21 protein-coding genes and 1 riboswitch are annotated in these 24,361 nt (G+C 69.5%); of the genes, 8 read left to right on the top strand and 13 right to left on the bottom strand.

The genetic code is table 11. The features are described 5' to 3' along the window. Positions 1-94 precede the first annotated feature (94 nt). Positions 95-1,309, top strand: coding sequence for a Na+/H+ antiporter NhaA (nhaA, locus tag IQ251_RS18695; protein ID WP_370591502.1), 1,215 nt, complete (start codon positions 95-97; stop codon positions 1,307-1,309). A 61-nt stretch (positions 1,310-1,370) separates the two neighbouring features. Next, positions 1,371-2,339, top strand: coding sequence for a bile acid:sodium symporter (locus IQ251_RS18690; protein ID WP_193930194.1), 969 nt, complete (start codon positions 1,371-1,373; stop codon positions 2,337-2,339). 62 nt (positions 2,340-2,401) lie between these two features. Here the strand turns inward: IQ251_RS18690 and IQ251_RS18685 are convergent, their stop codons facing one another. Beyond that, complete coding sequence (locus IQ251_RS18685) at positions 2,402-4,039, bottom strand: BCCT family transporter (protein ID WP_193930192.1); 1,638 nt, start codon at positions 4,037-4,039, stop codon at positions 2,402-2,404. A 540-nt stretch (positions 4,040-4,579) separates the two neighbouring features. Here IQ251_RS18685 and IQ251_RS18680 point away from each other — a divergent pair. The 5 genes from IQ251_RS18680 to IQ251_RS18660 all read left to right on the top strand — a co-directional run bounded on the left by IQ251_RS18680 (position 4,580) and on the right by IQ251_RS18660 (position 9,028). Then, positions 4,580-6,163, top strand: coding sequence for a sensor histidine kinase (locus IQ251_RS18680; RefSeq protein WP_193930191.1), 1,584 nt, complete (start codon positions 4,580-4,582; stop codon positions 6,161-6,163). 92 nt (positions 6,164-6,255) lie between these two features. Further along, positions 6,256-6,672 (top strand): roadblock/LC7 domain-containing protein, encoded by a 417-nt coding sequence (locus tag IQ251_RS18675; protein WP_193930189.1) that lies wholly within the window; start codon positions 6,256-6,258, stop codon positions 6,670-6,672. After that, on the top strand, positions 6,672-7,034 hold the full coding sequence (locus tag IQ251_RS18670; protein WP_193930187.1) for a DUF742 domain-containing protein: 363 nt from the start codon (positions 6,672-6,674) through the stop codon (positions 7,032-7,034). Before IQ251_RS18675 ends, IQ251_RS18670 begins: the two co-directional genes overlap by 1 nt. Next, on the top strand, positions 7,015-7,650 hold the full coding sequence (locus tag IQ251_RS18665; RefSeq protein ID WP_193930185.1) for a GTP-binding protein: 636 nt from the start codon (positions 7,015-7,017) through the stop codon (positions 7,648-7,650). The genes IQ251_RS18670 and IQ251_RS18665 overlap by 20 nt, the downstream gene beginning before the upstream one ends. 115 nt (positions 7,651-7,765) lie before the next feature. After that, complete coding sequence (locus IQ251_RS18660; protein ID WP_370591500.1) at positions 7,766-9,028, top strand: cytochrome P450; 1,263 nt, start codon at positions 7,766-7,768, stop codon at positions 9,026-9,028. 55 nt (positions 9,029-9,083) lie between these two features. Here IQ251_RS18660 and IQ251_RS18655 read toward each other — a convergent pair whose 3' ends face one another. The 10 genes from IQ251_RS18655 to IQ251_RS18610 all read right to left on the bottom strand — a co-directional run bounded on the left by IQ251_RS18655 (position 9,084) and on the right by IQ251_RS18610 (position 19,851). Continuing rightward, the gene (locus IQ251_RS18655; RefSeq protein WP_193930182.1) at positions 9,084-10,301 is read right to left on the bottom strand and encodes a cytochrome P450; all 1,218 of its coding nucleotides are present in this window, start codon (positions 10,299-10,301) and stop codon (positions 9,084-9,086) included. 262 nt (positions 10,302-10,563) lie between these two features. Next, entirely contained in the window at positions 10,564-10,812 is a 249-nt protein-coding gene (locus IQ251_RS18650; protein WP_228047589.1) for an SHOCT domain-containing protein, read from the bottom strand. A 156-nt stretch (positions 10,813-10,968) separates the two neighbouring features. After that, the gene (locus IQ251_RS18645) at positions 10,969-11,628 is read right to left on the bottom strand and encodes a response regulator (protein ID WP_193930173.1); all 660 of its coding nucleotides are present in this window, start codon (positions 11,626-11,628) and stop codon (positions 10,969-10,971) included. Beyond that, positions 11,625-12,737 (bottom strand): sensor histidine kinase, encoded by a 1,113-nt coding sequence (locus tag IQ251_RS20350; RefSeq protein WP_193930171.1) that lies wholly within the window; start codon positions 12,735-12,737, stop codon positions 11,625-11,627. The genes IQ251_RS18645 and IQ251_RS20350 overlap by 4 nt, the downstream gene beginning before the upstream one ends. Positions 12,738-13,098: 361 nt before the next feature. Further along, on the bottom strand, positions 13,099-13,611 hold the full coding sequence (locus tag IQ251_RS18635; protein ID WP_193930169.1) for a GNAT family N-acetyltransferase: 513 nt from the start codon (positions 13,609-13,611) through the stop codon (positions 13,099-13,101). A 348-nt stretch (positions 13,612-13,959) separates the two neighbouring features. Next, entirely contained in the window at positions 13,960-15,180 is a 1,221-nt protein-coding gene (locus IQ251_RS18630) for an MFS transporter (protein ID WP_193930167.1), read from the bottom strand. Between the two features lie 103 nt (positions 15,181-15,283). Next, positions 15,284-16,408: an NADH:flavin oxidoreductase gene (locus IQ251_RS18625; protein WP_193930165.1), complete on the bottom strand. Its 1,125-nt coding sequence runs from the start codon at positions 16,406-16,408 to the stop codon at positions 15,284-15,286. 220 nt (positions 16,409-16,628) lie between these two features. Next, on the bottom strand, positions 16,629-17,906 hold the full coding sequence (locus IQ251_RS18620; RefSeq protein ID WP_228047587.1) for an MFS transporter: 1,278 nt from the start codon (positions 17,904-17,906) through the stop codon (positions 16,629-16,631). Then, positions 17,906-19,027 carry a PLP-dependent cysteine synthase family protein gene (locus IQ251_RS18615; RefSeq protein ID WP_370591499.1) on the bottom strand — a complete coding sequence of 374 codons (1,122 nt, stop codon included), beginning with the start codon at positions 19,025-19,027 and terminating at the stop codon, positions 17,906-17,908. The genes IQ251_RS18620 and IQ251_RS18615 overlap by 1 nt, the downstream gene beginning before the upstream one ends. Beyond that, complete coding sequence (locus IQ251_RS18610; RefSeq protein WP_255526627.1) at positions 19,024-19,851, bottom strand: hypothetical protein; 828 nt, start codon at positions 19,849-19,851, stop codon at positions 19,024-19,026. Before IQ251_RS18610 ends, IQ251_RS18615 begins: the two co-directional genes overlap by 4 nt. Positions 19,852-20,045: 194 nt before the next feature. After that, positions 20,046-20,240, bottom strand: a riboswitch (cobalamin riboswitch). Positions 20,241-20,702: 462 nt separating this feature from the next. Between IQ251_RS18610 and IQ251_RS18605 the strand changes: the two genes are divergently transcribed. Then, the gene (locus IQ251_RS18605; protein WP_193930163.1) at positions 20,703-21,653 is read left to right on the top strand and encodes a nucleoside hydrolase; all 951 of its coding nucleotides are present in this window, start codon (positions 20,703-20,705) and stop codon (positions 21,651-21,653) included. A 1,069-nt stretch (positions 21,654-22,722) separates the two neighbouring features. On the opposite strand, the gene IQ251_RS18600 is transcribed toward IQ251_RS18605, so the two are convergent. Then, on the bottom strand, positions 22,723-23,169 hold the full coding sequence (locus IQ251_RS18600; RefSeq protein WP_193930161.1) for an RHS repeat-associated core domain-containing protein: 447 nt from the start codon (positions 23,167-23,169) through the stop codon (positions 22,723-22,725). 476 nt (positions 23,170-23,645) lie between these two features. Then, a complete protein-coding gene (locus IQ251_RS18595; protein WP_193930159.1) occupies positions 23,646-24,086 on the bottom strand; it encodes a hypothetical protein in 441 nt (146 codons plus the stop codon). Positions 24,087-24,361 lie beyond the last annotated feature (275 nt).

Here is a 24,361-nt window from a genome sequence, read left to right as displayed (position 1 = left end):
GCCGACGGAGCGCCGGGAAGTCTGGTCGGCATCGCACGATTCGCAGTGGACCGACCGATGAGGACCGATGCCCGACGACACCTCCCGCCGCACCCTGTTCCCGAGCCGCGGCGGGCTCGCCCTTGCTTCCATCCTGCGCACCGAGACGGTGGGCGGTGTCCTGCTGATCGCCGCGGCAGCGCTCGCGCTGATCTGGGCCAACACGCCCTGGGGCGACACCTATGAGGCCGTGCGCACCTGGGTCCCGTGGCCGGGCGGCGAAGCGCTGGGCCTGGACCTGGACATCGCGCACTGGACCGCGGACGGGCTGCTGGCCGTGTTCTTCTTCGTGGTGGGCCTGGAGCTCAAGCGCGAGTTCGTCACCGGTGACCTGCGCGATCCCGCGCGGGCCGCGGTCCCGGTCATCGCCGCGATCTGCGGCATGCTGGTCCCGGCGCTGTTCTACGTGGCCGTGAACGTCACCGCGGGACCGGAAGCGTTGCGCGGCTGGGCGATCCCCACCGCCACCGACATCGCCTTCGCGCTGGCCGTGCTGGCCGTGGTGTCTTCGCACCTGCCCGCATCGCTGCGCGGTTTCCTGCTGACGCTGGCCGTGGTGGACGACCTGCTGGCGATCACCATCATCGCGTTGTTCTACACCGATGACTTCCACCCGGGCCTGCTCGGCGTCGCGGTGGTGCCGATCCTGCTGTTCGGGCTGCTCGTGCAACGCGGTCGCACCTGGTGGTGGGCGCTGCTGCCGCTGGCGCTGCTCGCCTGGTACTTCGTGCACGAATCGGGCGTGCACGCCACGATCGCCGGTGTGCTGCTGGGCTTCACCGTCCCGGTGCTCGCCCGCGGCGACCGCCCCGGGCTCGCCGAGCACTTCGAGCACCTGTGGCGTCCGCTCTCGGCGGGCCTGGCCGTTCCGCTGTTCGCCCTGTTCGCCGCGGGCGTGTCGTTGAGCGGGCCCGCGTTGCGGGAAGCGATGACGAGCACCGTGGCGCTGGGCGTCGTGTGCGGCCTGCTGCTGGGCAAGGTGATCGGCATCCTCGGTTCGTCCTGGATCGTCTCCCGGTTCACCCGCGCCAGTCTGGATCCCGGTCTGTCCTGGTGGGACGTCCTCGGGGTGTCGCTGCTGGCCGGGATCGGCTTCACGGTGTCACTGCTGATCGGCGAATTGGCCTTCGACACCGGCGATCCGCGGGTGGATCACGTCAAGACGGCGGTGCTGGTGGCCTCGGTGCTGGCCGCCACGGTCGCCTCGGTGGTGTTGGGCCTGCGCAACCGCGCGTACCGGCGCCACCCGGTGGAGTCGACCGGGAGCTGACGACCACCCGGTGCGAGACTCCGGGCGGCGGGAACCGATCCCGCCCGGACGGGGGGCGCACGTGTCGTTCGGCAGCCGACTGGTGGCGCGGGTGGAACACCACCAGGTCACCGCCTACCTGGCCGCGATCGCCGCCGGAGCGGTGCTCGGGCTGGCCGCACCGGCTGCCGGGGCGGCACTGGAACCGACGATCAACCCGGTGCTGGCCGCGCTGCTCTACACAACGTTCCTGCAGGTACCGGCCGCGCAACTGGTCGCGGCCGCGCGGGACGGGCGGTTCCTGGCCGCCGCGCTGGTGATCAATTTCGCGGTGGCGCCGCTGGTGGTGGCCGCGATGTGGCCGCTGCTGCCCGCCGACCGGGCGGTGCGGCTGGGCGTGCTGCTGGTGCTGCTGACGCCGTGCGTGGACTACGTGATCGTGTTCAGCGGACTGGCCGGTGCGCGCAGCCGCCAGCTGCTGGCGGCGACACCGCTGCTGCTGCTCGCGCAGATGGCGTTGCTGCCCGGGTTCCTGCTGCTGTTCCTGGGCCCGGGACTCGGCGACGTCGTCGAACCGAGGCCGTTCGTGCGGGCCTTCCTGGTGCTGATCGTGCTCCCGCTGGCGCTGGCGTGGGCGACGCAGTCCTGGGCCCGGCGGCACCGCAGCGGCCGGATCACCGCTGCTGCGGCGGGCTCGGCGATGGTGCCGCTGATGGCGGCCACGCTGCTGGTGGTGGTCGCGTCCCAGGTCGCCGGGCTCGGCACCGGGGCGGTGGCGGCGCTGCGCGTGCTGCCGTTCTACGTGGCGTTCCTCGTGCTGATGCCGCTGCTGGGCGTGCTGGTGGCGCGGTCGCTGCGGCTGGACGTACCCGCGGGCCGGGCGATCGTGTTCACCGGCGCCACCCGCAATTCGCTGGTGGTGCTGCCGCTGGCCCTCGCGCTGCCGGATGCGCTCTCGGTGGCCGCCGTCGTCGTGGTGGCCCAGACGCTGGTCGAGGTGCTGGGCATGGCGCTGTACGTGCGGCTCGTTCCCCGGCTGCTGCCGGACTGAACGAGAACGGGGCCCGCGGTCGTCGACAGCGACCGCGGGCCCCGGATTTCGCGGGAGCCCGGTCAGGAACCGGCGCCCGAGCCGACCGGCTGCTCCGGTTCGGCTTCCGGCTCGGCCTCCTGCTTGCCGCTGCTGGAGCGCAGCGCGTCAGCCGGGTGCGGAATGGTGTGCACCACGACGCGCTCCCCGGCCAGACCCTTGGCCAGTCCGACGCACATCACCAGCAGCACCACGCAGAACGGCAGCCCGACCAGGATCGCCGCGGTCTGCAGCGCGCTGAGCGCGTCCTCCCCGCTGCTGGCGCTGGCCACCAGCAGGATCGCGGCGACGAGCCCCTCCAACACGGCCCAGAACAGCCGCTGCTGCCACTTCGGATTCGGATCGCCGCCGTTGGTGAGGATGTCGACCACCAGCGAACCGGAGTCCGACGAGGTCGCGAAGAACAGCACCACCACGATGATCGCCAGCGCGGAGGCCAGCATGGTGACGATCTCGCTGACCGGCATCTGCTGCAGCAGCGCGAACATGGCGGTCTCGTCGGCGGCTTGGGCCAGCGGGTTCTGCGGGTCATCCTGCAGCAGCGACATCGCGGACTCGCCGAAGACGGTCAGCCACACCATGGAAGCGCCGACCGGGGCGAACAGCCCGCCCAGCACGAATTCCCGGATGGTGCGGCCGTAGGAGACCCGGGCGATGAACATGCCCACGAACGGCGACCAGGAGATCCACCAGCCCCAGTAGAACAGCGTCCACGCGGACTGCCATTCCTGCCCGGAGGGATCGTTCGGGAACGTCTCGAAACTGGTCTGCGGCAGGTTCTGCACGTAGTGGCCGACGTTGGTGGCCAGCGAGTTGAGCAGGTCCAGCGAGGGCCCGAAGAAGAACACGAACAGCATCAGCGCCATCGCCAACCACAGGTTGACCAGCGCCAGCCTGCGGAGTCCCTTGTCCAGCCCGAGCATCAGCGACACGATCGCGATCGCGGTGATGCCCAGGATCAGCACCAGCTGCAGCGTGGTGGTGTTCTCGACGCCGAACAGCGTCTCCAGGCCGGCGCCGACCTGCTGGCCGCCGATGCCCAGCGAGGTGGCCAGCCCGAACAACGTGCCGAACACGGCGAGCACGTCGACGAGGTTGCCGATCCACCCGTAGATCCGGTCCCCGATCAGCGGGTAGAACGCGGACGCGGGGCGCATCGGCAGCCCCTTGCGGAAGGCGAAGTAGCCCAGCGCCATGCCGAGCACGATGTAGATCGCCCACGGGTGCACGCCCCAGTGGAAGAACGTGTAGTTCATCGCGTTGCTCGCGGCATCCTGCGTGCCGCCTTCGCCGACCGGCGGTTCCAGGTAGTGGCTGATCGGCTCGCTGACCGCGTAGTAGACCAGCCCGATGCCCATGCCCGCCGTGAACAGCATCGCGAACCAGGCGGTGTTGGAGTACTCCGGTTTGGAGTCCTGCGGACCCAGGCGGACCGAGCCCCACCGGGTGAACAGCAACACCACCACGAACAGCAGGAAGAACGTGGCGCTGATGATGTAGAACCAGCCGAAGTTCGTGGTGATGACGCTGTTCACGTCGGTGGCGACGTCGGACATGGTGCCCGGTGCGAGTACGCCCCACAGCACGAACCCCACGGTGATCAGCGCGGAGACGATGAACACCGGGGGGTTGGTGTGCTTCTTCAGATATCTCGTTAACACGGGACCCTCTAGCCCTCGGGGACAATTCCTCGCGGCCGGCGCTGGGCCGCCCGCAGCAGACCGGCTGCGCACTGGCGCACAACCGTTCAAGTCGGGCAACGAGGCTAATGGCACCGCTAACGGAATTGCAGGGCATTCGGGGGATCCATCATGTGGCGGAAACCGCACCCGAATCTCCCCGGTATCCGCAACGGCACCCGCGGTGAGAATCGGTACCCGCCGTAGCCGTCCGGGCACCTCGCGCAGTCGGGGGTGCGTGCCACCGCACATCGCGCACCCGGCATGATGTAGGCCACTCAGCGTGATCAAGACCGTCCCGGGAGGTCGACGCGACAGCCGTTCCATGATCCCCCACCCGGGTCACTGCTCACCCGACGTCCGATAGCATCCGCCTTCTGAGGGTGCACGGGTGATTGCTCAGCGAAGTCACGGCCCGGGCCGTGTGGCCGAGCGGATCCGTTCCGGCTCGCCCTCCCCCGACCCCGACCCCCACGCGGCCCCGCCGCGACGACGCCGACCGCCACGAGGACCTGGTTTCGCATGACAGATCACGCACTCACCCCTCCCGCGCCGGCACCGGTCCCCGGCCGCCCGGCCGGGATCGCCGCGCTGATCACCGCGCTGGTCACCGGGGCAGCGGCCGCGACCGCGGTGCTCACCACCCCACCGGGAGCACAGCAGCCGGTGGCGTGGATCGCCGTCGGTGCCGCCGTCCTGCTGTGCCTGCTGGTCCCGCTCGCGGTGCGCGGCGCGCTGTCCGCCCGCGTGCAGCGCGCGCGAGCCGATGCCGCCGAGCAGCACGCCGCCGAACAGGCGCGCCGGGCCGTGGCCGACGCCGAACAGCGGGCGCAGGCGCAGGTGGCCGCGGTGCGCACCGAGCACGAGACGCTGGTCAACGAGACGCTGCCCGCGCTGGTCCAGCGGCTGCGCGACGGGAGGTCGGCGCAGACCGTCCTGGCCGAGACCGATCCGTCCGCGCACGCGGGACACCAGGACCTGGTGGAACTCGTGGTCGCCGAACTCGGGCACAGCGAGCGCGGGCGCACGGCGGCACTGGCCGCGTGCGCGAACGCCGCGGGCCGGGTGCAGGCGCTGGCGACCGGCATGCTGGCCGAACTCCGGGACATGCAGCGCAGGCACGGCGATTCGGAGAAGGTGCTCGGCGACCTGTTCGAGCTCGACCACCGCACGTCCCGCATCGGGCGCGTGGCCGACGGTCTCGCGGTGCTGACCGGCGCCCGCTCCGGCCGCCCGTGGCCGACGCCGATCCCGATGGAGAGCATCCTGCGCGGCGCCGTGGGCCGCATCGACGCCTACCGGCGGATCAAGCTGCACTCCAACGCCGACGTGGCCGTGGTCAGCCACGCCGCGGAAGGCGTGATGCGCGCGCTGGCCGAGCTGATGGACAACGCGGCCCGGTTCTCCCCGCCGAAGGAGTCCGCCTACGTCTACACCGAGGAGGGCCACCGCGGGCTGGTGGTCACCATCGAGGACGGCGGTCTGGGCATGAAGGAACCGGTGCTGGAGCGGGCCGTGCAGGCGGTAGGCCCCGACCCGCTGGACCTCACCACGCTGGCCGGCACCCGGCTGGGCCTGGCCGTGGTCGGCTGCCTGGCGCGCAAGCACGGGCTGACGGTCTCGTTCCGGCCCTCGTCCCGCGGCGGCACCGGCGTGGTGGTGCTGATCCCGCGCGACCTGCTCACCGACCCGCCGCGCGACGAACCGGTCGAGGACCCGCCGAGCCCGGTGGAGTCCGGCATTCGCGACAGCGGCACCCCGGCGACGCCCGCGCGGTCCGCGGAATCGTGGACCAGCGGCACCCTGCCCACCCCGGAGACCGCCTCGCCCACCGCGACCGCGGACCCCGCGGTGCCCGAGCAGCCCGGGGCCGGGCGGCACAGCGCCGAGCAGCCCGCCACCGGCGACTCGGCCACCGGCGGCCTCCCCCGGCGCCGCCGCGGACGCACGCTGGAGCAGGCGCACCCGCACGAACCCGGTTCCAGCCCGGGTCCGGACCGCCCGAACCGGACCCGCCCCGACCCCGGACGCATGGGCTCGTTCCGCAACTCGGTCACCCGGCGTGACATCGCCGCGTCCGATGTGGACGACGGATCCGGCGCGTAGTCCCACCGGCCCGCACCCCCGTGGCCGGAACACCTTGCACGCGAACAGATTGGAGGCAAGGGCGCGGTCCGCGCGGACCCGTCCGCACCGACATGACCCCCGAGACCGACCACACCTGGCTGCTGGACCGCCTGCTGGACGACACCAGGCCGAGCACCAAGCACGCCGTCGTGCTGTCCAAAGACGGCCTCAAGCTCTACGACAGCGGCGGGCTCAGCGAAGACCAGGCGGAGACGTTCGCAGCCGTGGCCAGCGGGATCCAGTCCCTGTCGTCCAGCGCCTCCCGAGCGCTCGGCGACGGGTCCGGCGGAGTGCGCCAGTCCATGAGCGAGTTCGACGGCGGACTGCTGGTCATCATCGACGCCGGTGACGGAACCCTGCTGGCCGTGCTCGCCGAAGCCGAGTCCGACCCGGGCTTCCTCGGGCACAAGATGACCGAGCTCGTCGAGCAGATCGGCAGCCACCTCATCTCACCTCCGCGCGACGCCGAAGGCATCGGGCGGTCCTGATGGCCGGGCCGCTGGAGCACGACAACACCCCGGACCGCTTCTACACCGTCACCGGCGGGCGCACCAGCACGCAGGGCAGCTCGCTGGACGTGGTCACCCTCATCGTCAGCGAGTGCGATCCGGCGCCCGGGATGCAGTCGGAAAGCGTGCGCATCCTGGAGTTGTGCCGCCACCCGATGGCCGTGGCCGAGATCGCCTCGCACCTGAACATGCCGATCAGCGTGGTGAAGATCCTGCTGTGCGACCTGCTCGACACGAACCGGGTCACCGCACGGCAACCCAGCTCGGCCGCGCGCCGCAAGGACGAACTGCCCGCCCCCGAACTCCTGGAACAGGTGCTCGTTGGACTCCAGAACATCTGAGCGGACCGCCTCGGACGAGGCGACCGCGGCACAGCCCCGCAATCCGCTGCGCAGCAGCGCGGCCGACGCGTTGAAGATCGTGGTGGTCGGCGGCTTCGCCGTCGGCAAGACGACCCTGGTGGGTTCGGTCAGCGAGATCCGCCCGCTGAGTACCGAGGAAACCATGACCCGCGCGGGCGTCGGTGTCGACGATCCGGGCTCGGTGCGCGACAAGCACGCCACCACGGTGGCTTTCGACTTCGGCCGCATCACGCTGGACGCGCGCAACGTGCTCTACCTGTTCGGCGCGCCCGGGCAGCAGCGCTTCTGGTTCCTGTGGGACCAGTTGTTCAGCGGTTCGCTCGGCGCGGTGGTCATGGTCGACACGCGCAAGATCGAGGAGTGCTGGTACGCCATCGACCGGCTGGAAGAGCACGGGATGCCGTTCATCGTGGCGCGCAACTGCTTCGGCGAGCCGGAGCAGACGCTGGACCAGGTGCGCACCGCGCTCGACCTTCCCCCCGAGGTCCCGCTGATCGACTGCGACGCGCGGCAGCGCGAGTCCAGCAAGGACGTGCTCATCGAGCTCGTCAACCACGTCCGCACCATGTCGACCGAGCGGAAGCCCGTCGCGTGACGCGCTTCCGGGCGCCGGTGCGCAACGACGGGTGCCGTGCACGTCCCGGATCCAGTTTCAGCCCGGAGGTCGCCGTGCGCCGCGCACGCCGGGGTCTCCGCCGATTGGAGTTGCGATGAACGAACCGCACGTCCGCGAGGAGAACTGGCCCACCAGCGATCCGCAGGCCCCCACCCGGCAGGCCCGGATCCCCTTGCACGGGACGCGTTTCCAGCAGAACCCCGGCGAGATGTACCGCAAGCTGCGCACCACGCACGGCCCGGTGGCCCCGGTCGAGCTCGAAGGCGGGTTGCCCGCGTGGTTCGTGCTCGGCTACTCCGAGGTCTGCCAGGTCGAGTCCAATCCCGGGCTGTTCGCCCGGGACACGCGGCGGTGGAACGCCTGGGACCGGGTTCCGGACGACTGGCCGCTGATGCCGTTCGTGGGCTACACGCCCAGCCTGATGTTCACCGAAGGAGCCGAGCACCGGCGACGCACCGGAGCGGTCGGCGACGCCCTGGCTGCCGTGGACCCCTTCGAGCTGCGCTCGGCGTGCGAACAGGTCGCCGACGGGCTCATCGACGAGTTCACCGGCAGCGGGCAATCCGACCTGATGGCCCAGTTCGCGCATCCGATGCCGCTGCGGGTGATGGCGCGGCTGTACGGGATGGCCGACGACGAAGCCGGGCCGCTCATGCAGGACCTCACCGACACGGTCGCCAGCGACGACGGCGTGGCGGCCTACCAGCGCATCTACGACCGGATGCGCGCGCTGGTGGAGACCAAGAAGCAGCGCCGCGGCCCGGACGTGCCCTCGCGGATGCTCGACCACGCGGCCGGGCTCAGCGATGAGGAGCTGCTGCAGGACCTGCTGGTGGTGCTCACCGCGGCGCAGCAACCGGTGGCCTACTGGATCGGCAACGCGATCCGGTTGATGCTCACCGACATCCGGTTCGCGGTCACCTTCACCGGTGGCCGGCGCAGCGTGGGCCAGGCGCTGACCGAGGTGCTCTGGGAGGACACGCCCACGCAGAACTTCATCGGGCGCTTCGCCACCCGGGACACCAACCTGGGCGGGCAGCGCATCCGCACCGGGGACATGCTGGTGCTGGGATTCGCCGCGGCGAACACGGATCCGCACGTGCGGCCGGACTTCTACTCGGACTCGATCGGCAACGACGCGCACCTGTCGTTCGGCCACGGCGAGCACGGCTGCCCCTATCCCGGTCCGCAGACCGGCGAGGTCATCGCCCGCACGGCCATCGAGGTGCTGCTGGAGCGGTTGCCGGATTTGGCGCTGTCGGTGCGCGCCGACGACCTGGTGTGGCTGCCGTCGGTGTGGATGCGCGGACTGGCCGAACTGCCGGTGCAGTTCAGCCCCGGGGTCCCGGTGCGCTGAGTTGCGGATGCGGCCGGTCCCGCCCGCATCCGCAGGACGGGACCGGTCGCGGTGATCAGACCCCGGCCGGTGCGAAGTTCACCGGGACCGCCTCCGGTCCTCGGGTGAACACGCCCAGCTCGCGCTGGTCGGCGCTGTTGGTCAGCTCCACGTCGGGCATGGCGTCCAGCAGGTGGTTGATCCCCACCTCGACCTCGGCCTTGGCCAGCAGAGCCCCGACGCAGAAGTGCCTGCCCAGCGCGAACGAGAGGTGGTCGGCCGCGGCGGTGAACGCGGTGCGGGTGTTGACGTCCTCGCGGAACAGGTCGAAGCGCTCCGGATCGGCGTAGTGGCGCTCGTCCCGGTTGGCCGCACCGATCAGGCAGGTCAGCGTCGCCCCCGCGGGGGCGAGCCCGCCGGAGAGCTCGACGTCCTCGGCCGGCTCGCGCATGATCATGTGCACCGGCGGCGTGAAGCGCAGCGTTTCGATGAACGCCTGCGGGATCAGCTCCCGGTTCTCGCGCACCGCGGCGAGCTGTTCGGGGTTGTTGAACAGGTTGAGCATCAGGCTGGCGATGGCCTTGTCGGTGGTCTCGCCGCCCGCGGCCAGCAGCAGGCTGCAGAACGCCTTGATGTCCTCATCGCTCATCTGCGTGCCGTCGATCTCGGCGGTGCACAGCGCGGAGAGCAGGTCATCGCCCAGGTTCTGCCTGCGGTGCTGGATGACCGGGATCATGTACTCCTGGAACTCCCGCTGGGTGCGCATCCCGGCCTCGATCACGTCCGGATCCTGGCTGAGGTTGCCCAGGAACGCGATGATCGCGGTGTACCACTCGCGGAACTGCGGCCGGTCCTCCTTCGGCAGGTCCAGCATGTCGGCGATGACGTTCACCGGGAACTTCTTGGCGTAGTCCTCGACGATGTCGGCCTTGCCCGCTGCGCGGAACCCGTCGATGAGCTCGCGGGAGTTGCGCTCGATCACCGGCAGGAACTTCTCCTCCAGTTCGCTGCCGCGGAACGCCGGGGCCACCAGCGCCCGGCGCACCGAGTGCTCACGCCCCTCCAGCTGCAGGATCGTGCGCCCGTGCACCGGTTCCAGCTGCCAATCGTAGTTGCGCGTGGTGAAAACCGGATCCTTGAACGCCTTCTTGACATCCTCGAAGCGGGACACGATGTAGGAATTGGTGGGTTCGTGCCACAGCAGCGGGAAGTCGTCCCGGAGGACCTTGTAGTGCGAGTACGGGTCCGCGGCGAACTCCGGGGACAGGATATCGGGGGCTTCCCGGGCGGTCATAGGACTCCTCGGCAGGCGGCTGGGAACCCGAACAGCGTAGAGATCGCCGGGAAACCGGGTCCAGACGTCGATCACGAACTGGTGCCGACGGAGCAGCCGATGTGCTGTTCAGTCCCGTAGGTGCTGCTCCATTCGGTCCCGTCCGGTGGCCGCTTTCCGGTCGTGCGCACCGATTCCGGGCGTGCTGATTCCGGGCGTGCCGCGATGCAGCGGTCCCGCCGGCCGCGCGGAAGCGGTCGGCGGGACGCTCGGCAGCCGCCGGTCAACCGAGGTCGCGGCGCCGCTGCCGGTACTCCTCGGAATCGATCTCGCCACGCGCGTAGCGCTCGGCCAGCACGTCCCGGGCGCGGCTGACGGTGGACGGGCCGCGCACGGCGCGCACCACCAGCCAGATGACCGTGCCCACCAGGAGCAGCAGCACCAGCAGCAGGAAGGGTCCGAAGGGGAGGAAGCCCGCACCGGGCGGGCCATGGAAGGCGGGATTCGCCATCAGCATCGCGGTGTTCATCATGTCCTCCGCATGTCCACGCGGGCCTGGAATCCGGTCCAGTGCCGTCGTCGTCCGTACCGCACCAGGATCAGCCCGTACCGGCTGCCGCGTCGTCAGCGCTGCGACGTGACCGCGCCTGCGCAGCCGGGCGCAGCCGGCCTGCGCGCGCGGGCGCAGTCAGCCGGGCGGCGAGATCCCGGCCCGCACCGCCAGGACCACCAGCTGCGCCCGGTCGCGGGCCACGAGTTTGACCATGGCGCGGCTGACATGCGTGCGCACCGTGTCCGGGCTGATCACCAGCTGCTCGGCGATCTCCTCGTTGGACCGGCCGGTGGCCACCCACGCGGTGATCTCGCGTTCCCGGTCGGTCAGCTCGGCCACCCCGGGCACCGGTGCCGCGCCGGTGGCGGGCCCGCGCCCGAACCGGTCCACGACGCGCCGGGTCACCGACGGCGACAGCAGCGCCTCCCCGGCGGCGACCACCCGGATCGCGCGCACGATGTCCTCCGGCGGCGTGTCCTTGACCAGGAAGCCGCTGGCACCGGACTCCAGGGCGCGGAACACGTACTCGTCGATCTCGAACGTGGTCACCACGATGACGCGGATTCCGCTGAGCTCTCCACTGCTCGCGATGGTCGCGAGCACGTCCAACCCGTCGCGACCGGGCATGCGGATGTCGAGCAGCAGGATGTCGACCCCGATGTCGTGCACCAGGTCGAGCACGGCCTGTCCGTCGCCCGCTTCGGCGACGACGGCCATGTCCGATTCCCGCTCGATCACCACGCGCAGGCCCATCCGCACCACGGCCTGGTCATCGGCCACCGCGACCCGGATCATCGCGCACTTCCCGGCAACGGAATGCGGGCCAGCACGCGGAATCCGCGCCCGGCACGGGGTTTCGCGGACAGCTCACCGCCCAACGCTTCGACCCTGTTGCGCATGCCGGAGATCCCCGCGCCGTCCGGTGCCACGGCACCCCCGGCCCCGTCGTCGAGCACTTCGACCTCCAGCTCCTCCCCCGCAACCCGGACGCCGACCGTCGCGGTGGCCGATCCGGCGTGCCGCAGCACGTTCGTGAGGGCTTCGCGGACCACGCCGAACACCGCACCGCCCACGTCCGCGGGAACGGATGGTGCCGACACCGACAGCTGGACCGGGACTCCGGCGGTGCGGGTGCGTTCGGCCAGCCGAGCCAACCCGTCCAGCCCGCCCTCGGCGCCCGGTTCCCGCGAGTCGTCCAGGATGGTGCGCAGGTCGGCCAGCGCCTCGTCGCTGGTCGACTTGATGGATTCCAGGCAGCGGCGGGCCTGCGCGGGCTGCTCATCGAACACCAGCAGCGCCACCCCGGCCTGCATCGCCACCGCGGAGAACCCGTGCCCGGCGACGTCGTGCACCTCGCCGGTGATCCGGACCCGCTCCTGCAGCGCAGCGCGCGCGGCGAGGTCCTCGCGCGCTCGCCGGGTCGCGGAGGTCCGCGCCTGCACCAACGAGCCCAGCGACCACGGCACGAGCAGCCAGCTGGCCCACAGCGCCAGCATGAGCGCGGGACTGGCAGCGGGCACGAGGGCGCGCAGCACCACCGCGGCACCGCTGACCGCGACCGCGGCCGCGCAAGCGGGTGCGGAGATCCGCAGTCGACGGAGCCGGGCCACTTCGAACATGGCGACGACCATGCACAGCTGGACCGGGCCGAACGGGTAGCCGCGCAGCAGGTAGACGGACACGAGCAGCACGGCGGCGGTGAACACCACCACCGGGGCGCGACGCCGCCACGCCAGGGACAACCCCGTCGCCACGATGAGAACGGCTCCCAGCACGTCCACCGGATGGGCGTCCTGCACGCGTCCGGCCATGACCGTGCCCACCAGCACCGCGCCCGCGACGACCACCGCGATGGCGGCGTCGGCCACCGGCGGCAGCAACTGGATGCCCGGGCGTGCCTGCACACGCCGAGCATAGGCGGCTCGCCCGGCGTCAGCTCCATCGACGCGGCACCGGAACCGGGGCGCTGGTTCAGCGCGGGCAACACGCCCCGGATCGCCCCGGGCCACCGCGTCCGGCCGCGACCAGGCGATGCGGAATGCCCCGCGGCGCACACCTCGGCACGGGAGTTGCGCGCGGCCGGTCGGTGTAGAGGTGGGCGCTCGATCCGGTGGGACTCGACCGACGACGCGTGCGCGTCGGGCGGCACCAGCTCCTCGGCGACCGCGTTGGTCCCCGATGGCCGACACGACGATCTGTGCCACCTCGGGCTCGGGTCCGGCATCGCGGACCTCACCGAACAACCGCGGCAACGCCGATGACGGGTCAGTCGCTGGGCTGCAGCGAACGTTGCAGGAGCTCGACGTCGGTGATGCGTCCGCGCTTGCTCCCCACCCGCTGCAGCCGCCCCACATGTCGATAACCCGCTCCGAGGTGCAGCGCTCGGGACGCACGGCCTTCGTGCTCGCCGTCGGCCACGAGGGCTATAACCTCGCGGATACCGCAGGCCCGCGCATCATCGAGAAGTCGGTCGAGAAGTTGGCGGCCTATGCCGGCACCAACGGCGTTCGGGTCGAGGTAGATCGAGTTTTCCGCGGTGTGGGCGAAAGCGGGCTTGGCCAGCCACGGCATGAGCAAGGCGTAACCCACGACATCGCGGTCCGCCGCGGCGACCAAGGTGGGGTAGCCCGACGCAGCCAACTGTTCCAGGCGCAGCTCCCACTCCCGCGCGGTCGGCGAGTCGTCAACATCGGCCGTGAGCACGGAATGCAGCGCATAATGCCGGTAGATCGACTCGATGCGCGCTGCATCCCTGACGTGCGCTGGTCTGATGTCCATTCTCACCTCCGCCGATCGCCCACCGGATGTCCGTCGACCACGGGATCACCTCGAACGGCACCGGCGTCGGGCGTCCACGCCCCCGCTATCGACCAGTGTCCGGTGTCCACCTCCGGACACTGGTCGAACTGCCGCGAATGCCTTGTTCTCACAGCGAAATCCTCCAGGGGCCGGTGGGCGCTGCCGCTTCAAAGGACGGGCCGCAGGGCGTCGAGAAACCGGTTTCACCGTCACCATCGGCTGGTTGCTGATCAGCGACGGACCCGACCGCTCACGGCAACGCGCACGTGCCCGTCCCCCACGCCCGCGGGTTCGCCATCCTGCCGTCAGATCTGGCGCTGCGCGGCGTCAGGACGATGTTCGGGATCGACCGGGGCCGCGCCGTTCCACGGCCGCCGAGGCGAGCACGAGCAGCACACCCGCGGCGGCCAGCGCGGCGCCGACGAGGTTGGGGGCGGCGAAGCCGAAGCCGGCGGCGATGACCAGCCCACCCAGCCAGGCACCGATGGAGTTGGCGAGGTTGCTGCCCGATTGCAGACCGGCCGAGACCAGGGACGGGGCGTCGCCGGCCTGGTCGAGCAGCCGCGTCTGCACCGCCGGACCCAGCGCGAGGCTGAACATGCCGACCGCGAACAGCAGCGGTATCGCCAGCCACGGGACCGGGACGAACATCGCCAGCGCGACCAGCGCCACCGTGACGCCGGACATGCAGGTCAGGATGGTCAGCAGCGGGTTGCGATCGGCGAAGTGCCCGCCGAGCAGCGAGCCCACCGTCATGCCCAGGCCGACGACCACGAGCAGCGGGGTGATCATCGCCGGGGAGAACCCGCCGAGCTGGGTCATCATCGGTGCCACGTAGCTGTAGCAGGCGAACAGGCCGCCGAAGCCGAGCACGATGGCGCCCAGCGACAACAGCACCTGCGGCCGCCGCAGCACGGAGAACTCGCGGCGCAGCGAACTGGACGTGGCCGCGACCCCCGCATCCCGCGGGATGAGCACCGCAGCGGCCACCGCGGCCAGCGCACCCAGTCCGGCGACCAGCGCGAACGTCCAGCGCCAGCCCACCAGCTGCCCGATCGCGGTACCCGCGGGCACACCGACCACATTGGCCACGGTCAGCCCCAGGAACATCATGGACACCGCGCGCGCCCGATACCCCGGGGCCACCACGCTGGAGGCGACCACGGCGCCGATGCCGAAGAACGTGCCGTGCGGCATGCCGGAGACGAAGCGCGCGATCATCACCATCCCGTAGCCGGGTGCCAGCGCCGAGGCGAGGTTGCCCGCGGCGAACAGCACCATCAGCCCCACCAGCACGGGCTGCCTGCGCAGCCGCACGGTCAGCGCGGTCAGCAGCGGAGCACCGATCACCACGCCCAGCGCGTAGGAGGAGATCAGGTGGCCGGCGGAGGGGATGTCCACCCCCAGTCCGCCCGCGACTTCCGGCAGCAGCCCCATGATGACGAACTCGGTGGTGCCGATGCCGAATCCGCCCAGCGCCAGCGCCAACAGCGCCAGCCCGGGCCGCGTGCGCGCACCGGATTCGGCAGCGGAGTCGGTCCTGGTCATCCTCACCTCACCCCCGGTTCGAAGCGGGCCGCGCGCCCACCGCTCCCGGGAGTTCCCGGCCCGCGCTCCGTCCACTCCTCGCAGGCGATGCGCACCGCGCGGCTCAGCTGAGCACGTGCAGCGCTTCGGCCGCGTCGTAGGGCTTGACCTGGTCGAGCTTCCCGGCCAGCGCCTTGCGCACCCAGTCCGGGTCGGCCAGCAGCGCCCGTCCGATGGCCACGGCGTCGAACTCGTCGCGCTCCAGCCGATCCAGCAGCAGGTCGATGCCGGCGACCCCGGCCTGCGGGGTGAAGCCCTGCGGACCGTTGAACTCCTTGTCCAACCCGACGGAACCGACCGTGAGCGTGGTGCGGCCGGTGATCTTCTTCGTCCACCCGGCGAGGTTGAGGTCGCTGTCGTCGAACTCGGGCAGCCAGTAGCGGCGGGTCGAGGCGTGGAACGCGTCCACACCGGCCTCGGCCAGCGGGGTGAGCACCTCCTCCAGTTCCTGCGGGCTCTCGGCGATGCGTGCGCCGTAGTGGTCGGCCTTCCACTGCGAGAACCGGAACAGCACCGGGAACTCCGGGGTCACCGCGGCGCGCACCGCCGCCACGATCTCGGCGGCGAACCGGGTGCGGGAGGCGTGGTCACCGCCGTAGCCGTCGGTGCGCCGATTCGTGCTGTGCCACAGGAAATCGTCGATGAGGTAGCCGTGCGCCCCGTGCAGCTCGACGCCGTCGAACCCGTTCTGCTGCGCGGCGGCCGCGGCCTCGGCGAACGCGCGCACGGTCTCGTCGATGTCGCTGCCGGTCATCTCCCGGCCGCTGGGCGAACCGTCCAGGCCGACGCCGGACGGGCCCTCGGCGGGCGCACCGGGCGCGAAGGCGCTGTCCGCCGGGCGTTGGACGCCCACGTGCCAGAGCTGCGGGACGATCCGCCCGCCCGCGCTGTGCACCTGGTCGGCCACCCGGGCCCAGCCGGCCAGCGCCCGCGGGCCGTAGAAGCACGGCACGTCGGGCTCGGCCCCGGCCGCGTCGCGCTCGACGTAGGTGCCTTCGGTGATGATCAGGCCGACCCCGCCGGCCGCGCGGCGCTCGTAGTAGTCGGCCACGTCCTCACCCGGAATGCCCGCCGGGGAGAAACGCCTGGTCATCGGGGCCATGGCCGTGCGGTTGCGCACGCGCATCCCGTTGATCTGCAGCGGGCGGTCGACGGCCTGCGCGACGCGTTCGGCCGGGGTGGATGTCATGCGGTTCCTCTCGACAGGTGGATGTCGCAGCCGCACGGCACAACCCGAGTTGATCAACTTCTGTTCCCGCCGAACCCGCACTGCGGTCTTCGTCACACCCGGACCGCGGTTGACGGGCGAGCGACCGGGCACGGGAGAACCCTGTGCGGAAATCCCCGCTGTCCGGGGATTTCCGCATCAGTGCGTCCGGGCGGCACGACAGCACCGCCCGGACGCGGAGTCAGGCGCGGGCGGCCTGCTGCTCGGGCTCGCCCTCGGCGCGCGGCGCCAGCAGACCGCGGCGTTCCATGACCGCGGCGGTGGCCGATCCGGCCACGCCCACCAGCAGCAGCGCCAGCCACGGCAACCACCGCCAGACCGGATCGGCGGCGCTGTCCAGCAGCGCACCCACGACCCAGCCGACCCCGGCCGCCACCAGGCTGGACACCAGGTAGTAGAAGCCGTAGTAGGTGCCGGCCAACCGCTCGCTGCCGACCACCGGCAGCAGCTCCATCGCGAACGGGTTGGTGATCGCCTGGCCCACCGTGAACAGCGCGGTGGTGAGCACGATCGGCAGGCACGCGACCGCGATCGTCAGCCACTGCCCGCCCGGTTCGGTGCGCGTGTCCAGCAGCGGGCCGAACAGCATCACCGGCACGAACGACAGGCCCATGCAGGCCAGCCCGATCACCACAGACCGCCCCGCGCTGAACCGCCTGCGGCACCATCCGGTGATGCGCACCTGCCCGAACACGCCGATGCCGGTGGAGACGATGAACACCACGGCGATCGCCCCGGACAGCCCGGAAACCCGTTCGGCCTCCAGCGGCAGGGTCAGGTAGAGCTGGTTGTACAGGCCGAAGTAGGCCGACAGCGCCAGGGTGAACACCACGAACCGGCGGTTGGTGACCACCTCGCGCCAACTGCCGAGCACGCTCTGCTGCTGCGGCTCGACTTCCCGGCGCGGCAGCACCGCGATCTGCGCCGCGGTCAGCACGGCGAAGGCGATGCAGGCCACCAGCGCCACGAGCCGGAAGTCGACGGTGAGCAGCGCCGCGCCGACCAGCGGGCCGACCAGGGTTCCCGCGTGCGAGAACTGGTTGAACACCGCGAAGACCTCGGCCCGGCGGTCCCCGGCCTCGTGCATGAGGTAGGTGCGCACCGCGGGGTTGAAGAACGCCCCGGCCAGACCGGTCAACACCACCGCCACCACGAGCCCGGGCAACGAGGTCAGCACGGTGAACAGCCCGAAGGCCACCACGCGCAGCGCGCAGCCCAGGATGATCATCGGGCGGCAGCCGATCCGGTCGGCAGCGGTGCCGCCGATGAGGAACATGCCCTGCTGGCTGAGGTTGCGCACCCCGAGCACCAGGCCGATCACGGCGGCGCCGTAGCCGAGCGATGTCATGTAGGAAGCCAGGAACGGCAGCAGCATGTAGAAGCCGATGTTGATGCCGAACTGGTTGATCACCAGCAGTTTCGCCGGTCCGGACAACTGCCCGAAAGAGTTCTTGCTCATCACTTGGTGGCGCCCTCCCCGCACACGCCGCACTGCCCCTCCGGGCTCGTGCGCCGGCCGCACGGGTCCGCGACCCCCGCGCACCGGCTCCACCGGTCCGCGGGAGCTTCCGCGGGACTGGTGACTTCGGTCGGTTCCGCACATGTCGGGACGAGTCCGTGGTCGCGGCAGAACCCGTCGTCGTAGATCGTTTCCCAATAGCGCTGCGGGCCGTCCGGGAAGACGGCCGCGACCCGGTCGGTGCCGAGCTCGCGGGCGCTCCACGCGGCGACCAGCGCCGCGGCCCCGGTGCTCCAGCCGCCGCTGATGAAACTGCCGGCGGCCAGCCTGCGGCAGGCGTCGGCGGCTTCGGCGGGCGGGACCCAGTGCACCTCGTCGAATCCGGTGTAGGCGATGTTGGCCGGGTGGATGCTGCTGCCCAGCCCGCGCATGATCCGCTTGCGGGCGGGTTGGCCGAACACGCTGGACCCGGTGGCGTCGACGCCGATGATGCGCACGCCTGGCCGCTGTTCACGCAGCACCCGCGCGATACCCGCGCTGTGCCCGCCGGTGCCGACACTGCACACCACGACGTCCAGCTCGGCGCACTGCGCCAGCAGTTCGCGGCCGAGATCGTGGTACCCGGCGGGGTTGTCCGGGTTGTTGTACTGGTCGGGCCAATACACGCCGGGAATCGCGGCGATGAGCTCGTGCACCCGCTCCAGCCGCGCGCGCTGCCACCCGCCGACCGGGTGCGGGCGGGACACGATCTCCACCCGCGCGTGGTGCGACAGCAGCAGCCGGTACGTCATGGTGTCCAGCTCGTCGTCAGCCACGATCACCACCGGGTGGCCGAGAGCGGCCCCGACGAAAGCCAGTCCCACGGCCAGCGTTCCGCTGCTGGACTCGACGATCGTGCCGCCGGGGTGCAGTTCGCCGCGCTCGCGGGCACCGCGGATCATGGACAGTGCCGCACGGGCTTTCATCGTGCCCGGCGAGAGTCCCTCCAGCTTGGCCCAGAATCCCGGGTGCCGGTGCGGCAGCGGGGTGTCCACGCGCAGCAACGGGGTATCGCCGACGAGGTCCAGCAGGCTCGCGCACACGGCCCCGCCGGGCGCGCGCACGGGCCGCGCCACGGTCACGACACGCCCCCCGGGTAGCAGTGGATATCGGTGGCGTCCCCGGTCAGCCAGAAGAACGGGTACGGCTCGGCCGACAACGCGCTGACCTCGGCACCGAGCAGTTCGCGCAGCACCGCGCTGCCCGTCTGCGCGAACATCACCAGCGGCAGCCCGCGTTCGGCGCACAGCTGGGCGATCCGGTCGAAACTGCCGTTGCCGAGCACCATTCCGGACGCCAGCACGCTGCCGGCGCCGGCGATGGCCTGCTCGTGGTCGGTGAGCACCGGTTCGTCCCACTCGGTGCTACCGCCCTTGAAATCGCAGGGCAAGTAGTCCAGACCGCGTTCGCGCAGCTGCACGAGCAGCGAGTTGACCACGCCGATGACCGCCACCGGGCCGGTTCCCGGCACCAGGTCGACGACGGCGCGGGCGCGAGCGGTGGACTTGTCCAGCGAACTGCCGCCCGGCACTCGCACGGTGCGCGCCCGCGGATCCGCGGCGTGCGGGGCGCTATCGGCCAGGAAGGCGTCCAGCACCGCGACCCGGACCGCGGGATGCGGGTGCGCGAGCAGGTCGGCGACGTTCCCGCCGACGATCTCGCGCACGTGATCGTCGCGCAGCTCACCGGGTTCGACGGCGCAGGATCCGACGGCGGCGCCGACGCGCACGCTCAGCACGGTGTTCACGTAGCCGGTGCGCCGCCCGGCGTGCTGGGAGCCCTGGACGGTCAGGAACGCGACCGAGGCGGTGCTCTGCTGCGCGTCGCCCTCGTCGCGGACGCGGGCGGTCAGCCGGTCCAGCGCGGTGGTCGGGCGCGCGGCCGGGATTGCAGATGACGAAGACACACCTATCTCCCCGTGGATGGAAGGAATCGGACAGGATCTCGTCCAGTGCGCTCGGAAACGGCCGAGCGCACGGGGATTCACGCCGGGTGTGGAACCGCCGGGACGTGCGGCGGGGTCGCGCCGGGCGCCGACCTCCGCTGCCGGTTGACGCACTCGTGGTGCACCGCTACCTCCTCCGGGGCTCCGCGACCCCGTGCGAATCGGTCACGACGGTGCAGTCTCCTGACTCGTGGTTCGTCGCCTTCCCCTGCCTTCCCGCCGGTTCTCCGGCAGTGGCGTCGTCGGGGCGGGCTCCCCACTCACAGTGGCGGGACCGTGCCGGATTGCGCACCGGCTTCCTGCGGTCCGTCGTCTGAACAGCTTGATCAACCGTTCCAGCCGATACGTGGACCGTCAACCGCCGTGGGCCGCACGTCACGTTGCCGCCGGGTTTCCGCGCCACCGCGGCGAGCCGGCCGGAAGAGCAGCGCGGCGGGTCGCGAGCCGACCCCGCTTGCCCGGGAAACCGCCGCGCGACCAGCACCGATTTTCCGCCGCGGCACCGCGATCCACGGCAGGCACGCATCCTGGCGCACGAGACGCTGCTCTCGGCAACGACCGGGCCCGGGCAGTGCCCACTCCCTCTTCCCGGCGCGCTCGCCGGACGGACCTCCCGGGACGAGCCGTTCCGCAGGCCGCGCGGGTGCGTCCCTACGCGCTCGACGGCAGCGTCCCGGCGGGCGCCGGAGTGGCGGTGCTCAACCGGGTGCTCGACGGCCTGCGCAGGCTCTGCCACACTTCCAGGCGCTCGGCGCGGACGGCGGCCGGGGTCCCGCGCTGGCGGGCCGAGGGTGAGACCGGGAGGAAAGTCCGTGCCGCGCAAGGTGATCCTGGACGTCGACACCGGAACCGACGACGCGGTGGCGATCATGTTCGCCGCGCTGCACCCGGAGATCGACCTGCTGGGGGTGACCACGGTCCGCGGCAACGTCGATCTCGCGCACACCACGGACAACACGCTGCGCGTGCTCGACCACATCGACCGCGGCGACATCCCGGTGTTCCCGGGCCTGGCCGGGCCGATCGCCCGCGACGACCTGCCCGGTGAGCGCAATTTCGGCACGGACACCGCCGACGATCCGCACGGCACCACGCTGCCGCTACCACCGGCCAGCACCGCCCCGCAGGACACCGGGGCGGTGGAGTTCCTCGTCGAGTCGCTGCGCGCGACCACCGAACCGATCACCCTGGTCCCGGTCGGCCCGCTGAGCAACATCGCCACCGCGCTGAACGTGAACCCGGCGCTGGTCGACGCGGTCGACGAGATCGTGATCATGGGCGGCGGGGACGCGGTGTGCAACGTGACCGCCGCGGCCGAGTTCAACATGTGGGCCGATCCCGAAGCGGCCCAAGTGGCGCTCGGCGCCGGTTTCGCGCACCGGACGCTGGTCCCGCTGGACGCCACGCACCGCGCCCTGGTCACCCGGCAGACCTGCACCGACCTGCGCGCGCTGCAGACCCCGGCGGGCACCGCGGCCGCCGACGTCGTCGAGCGGCGCATCGACGCCTACCGCGCGGTCATCACCGGCTCGGACGCCGCACCGGTGCACGACGTGGTCTGCACCGCGCACCTGGTCGCGCCCGACTTGCTCACCACCCGCCCGCGGTACGTGGCCGTGGAGACGACGGGCACGCGCACCACCGGCCGCACGGTCGTGGACAACCGCCCGAACAGCACCCGCCCGGCGAACGCGCACATGGCCGTCGACGCCGATGCGAACCGGCTCACCGACCTGCTGCACCGCACGTTCACCCGCAGCTGACCGGTGCCGGTCGCGGGGCACGCCCAGCGATCCCTCGCGTCACGTGTTTCCACCAGCCGAACCCGCCTGCGGCCCCTTTTCGTTGCCGTTCCTGTCCCCCCAGATCAGATGATCAACTACCACAACCAAGAATATCATTGCAGCCGCCGACACAACCCCCAGAAATAACCAAAACGATTTAATATGAATAATGCCACAAACGGAATTGTAACTCCAGTGCCACTCTGGCTTTCCTGGAGATATTCAAACCCCCGCGAGAAGCAGAGGGAAACAGCATCTCCCACGCACGACTCACCCCACACCGGAAAGACGACATCCGATTGCTCACCACACACCCCTTCGGTCAATCTCTATACAAGTTAAACATACGAGAATCCTTTCAGTGAGCAGCACGAACCGAATCGACCACGTGATCACAACAATAGGACACGGAGGGCGGGCCTGCCTTCCGCAACTATCCGGGCATTTGAAGTTCTTGCAGTCGCCGTTTCCTCAGTTTCCTTTCGGACCACATGGTGGCAGCGAGCGCCGCCGCTCCGATAGCTATTGCCAAGGGTATTTTGACAACTAAGGAGACTTCCAAGAAAATGGCAACAGCGTACATCGATAAGGAAAGTAATGACCCTAATGCTCGAATGATCCATAGCCACAGCGTTCGACGCCGTGGTTGCTCCGGAAGTTCTTTCTTCATAACTATATGAGTCACTTTCGTACTAGCTTAGTCTGCAAAACGTGGTATACCCTTCGAGGTCCAGGTGCTGGGCTGATGCACTGATAGGATCCACCATCGGTGTCACCTACACTGCACCAGCCCCTCCAGGGCTTTCAGTCCACACGCGCGCTTCTGCTAGATCCGCCTTCTTTCGATCTCCAGACAAAGGAGAATCAGCGCGAATCCGGCGATCGTGAAGACATCCCAAACCCGTCCGTCGTTGCTCGCGAATCTATAGACAACTGGAATCAACATGAGTCCAGCTGCAACCATAGTAATGGAGATCACCAAACGACGTTTTTGCATCCGGCTACCCTAGGACGCATTCGTTCAGTACGTCAATGTTAGTTGATCCGATCAAGAGAGCACCCCAATGAAAGCTCCAGCGATCACTATTGGAGCAATAGCTGCTACAACTGCGGCGGCAGTCACAATAATCATGCCTTGCTGGCCGAGGATGGCTGCCGTGCACTCTGCAATGAGCCCGCTGGGATCGCTTCGGTTGATGGGGTCGCCGGTTGCGTAGGTGTAGGGGTTGAGTTCTTGTCCGCTGGGGTCGGGTTGGGTGAAGCGGAGCAGCCCGAGGTAGTAGTAGCGGTTGGTGAGGTAGTAGTCACTGGCGGGTAATTGCGGTCGCCCGATCCAACGGAACGGGTTCAGCCCGGCCACCGTGCCGATGACCGTGATCCACCCGTAGGGAAGGTAGGTGTAGCCACCGATGGAGCTGCCGCTGATGCCGAAGAGTGCTTGGGTGGTGTTCTGATTCCCCGACGACACAGCACCCCTACTCTTTCCTGTAATCACGCTTCCTTCGAATGTACGACACCCAGTATGCTGCTGCTATAGCAGAGAATACAATTCCGAGCATAATATTCGAAGCGACAATTTCTTGCCCGTTGCTGCTTATGAATGCACCCACGGCGCCCACTAGATTCAACGCGCCGACGAGCGTGCCGGTGATCGCCCCACACAGATCACTCTTTATTAGGAATGAGTCGTTCAGCTGTATTCGTTTTAACATCTTTCCGGATTTCTACGATTACGATTTCTGCTTTATAGCATTGAGCCTTCATCCGGGTCCGGATGCGTTGGCAGGCAAGTCTTCATGCTGATCACGGGTTGATGATCGTCGGCGTGTCTGGTGCCGCTGCTCTACAAGCACCCGCGATCAAAAGCGGCGCTCCGTATAGGTCCCGTGCACTACGAAGACCGTTATTCACCAGCCCTCTCACCCAATACGAACACGCGACGTGAAAGTGGGTGAGATCACCTCACTACTCTTAAAATATCTCAGTAGCCGCCGCAAGATTGAGGCCGCCAAAAAACGCGAGCGTAATCCCCATGATGGGCGCAATGTAAACTAGGCTACCGATCTTTTTGGTGATTGCCTGAATCAGTATCATCGTACCCATTGCTCCGAACATGAATATGGCAAGGTAGAGGGAGGCGTCAAAAAGAGGCAGTGCGGTACCTCCGGCCAACTGTCCACCTAGGTGCCCCACAAGGAAGGCTGCCGCGAACGGAAATAGCCACAACTTATCCTTGCCGCTTCCGCGAGGGTCCTCCTTGGTTATCCTGCTGCGCCCCGAACGGTTCGCGCCGTCGTTGTGCTCCATTCGCAGCAATTTTATGATCGCTTTGAGTTCAACAATTGAGAAAGCTATCATTGCCAGAATAGACCAGGCTGCGATAGGAATCAAGGTATAGTTCGCCCAGCTCATTTGCTATCCCACGAGTAATCGGAATCAGTGTCCACGCCCATGTCGGAATCCTACCGCATGGACGTGAACACCGACGCTCCGACCATCAACAGCTTTCAATTATCCCGTCGATTCCGAGCAATTCACTTGCGATTCCGGTGATCGAGCAGCAGCATGCGTGCCGATGGAGTATCATTCTCCTCGATTGACCGCCCTGAGGAGCCGGGCCGTCTCTACTACACCACCGAGACTTCGGTTTCCGGGGGCTGGTGCAGTGATGGGTGACACCGATGGTG

Source organism: Saccharopolyspora montiporae, from assembly GCF_015209505.1.
Taxonomy (GTDB): Bacteria; Actinomycetota; Actinomycetes; order Mycobacteriales; family Pseudonocardiaceae; genus Saccharopolyspora; species Saccharopolyspora montiporae.
This window is presented reverse-complemented; position numbering and strand designations above follow the sequence as displayed.

Bases quoted from the DNA above. Each gene is read 5' to 3' on its own strand.
- IQ251_RS18650 (WP_228047589.1), bottom strand. From the start codon at position 10,812: ATGATGAACACCGCGATGCTGATGGCGAATCCCGCCTTCCATGGCCCG.
- IQ251_RS18660 (WP_370591500.1), top strand. From the start codon at position 7,766: ATGAACGAACCGCACGTCCGCGAGGAGAACTGGCCCACCAGCGATCCG.
- IQ251_RS18620 (WP_228047587.1), bottom strand. From the start codon at position 17,906: ATGAGCAAGAACTCTTTCGGGCAGTTGTCCGGACCGGCGAAACTGCTG.
- IQ251_RS18645 (WP_193930173.1), bottom strand. From the start codon at position 11,628: ATGATCCGGGTCGCGGTGGCCGATGACCAGGCCGTGGTGCGGATGGGC.
- IQ251_RS18670 (WP_193930187.1), top strand. From the start codon at position 6,672: ATGGCCGGGCCGCTGGAGCACGACAACACCCCGGACCGCTTCTACACC.
- IQ251_RS18625 (WP_193930165.1), bottom strand. From the start codon at position 16,408: ATGACATCCACCCCGGCCGAACGCGTCGCGCAGGCCGTCGACCGCCCG.
- IQ251_RS18655 (WP_193930182.1), bottom strand. From the start codon at position 10,301: ATGACCGCCCGGGAAGCCCCCGATATCCTGTCCCCGGAGTTCGCCGCG.
- IQ251_RS18635 (WP_193930169.1), bottom strand. From the start codon at position 13,611: ATGGACATCAGACCAGCGCACGTCAGGGATGCAGCGCGCATCGAGTCG.
- IQ251_RS18675 (WP_193930189.1), top strand. From the start codon at position 6,256: ATGACCCCCGAGACCGACCACACCTGGCTGCTGGACCGCCTGCTGGAC.
- IQ251_RS18595 (WP_193930159.1), bottom strand. From the start codon at position 24,086: ATGAGCTGGGCGAACTATACCTTGATTCCTATCGCAGCCTGGTCTATT.
- IQ251_RS18630 (WP_193930167.1), bottom strand. From the start codon at position 15,180: ATGACCAGGACCGACTCCGCTGCCGAATCCGGTGCGCGCACGCGGCCC.
- IQ251_RS18680 (WP_193930191.1), top strand. From the start codon at position 4,580: ATGACAGATCACGCACTCACCCCTCCCGCGCCGGCACCGGTCCCCGGC.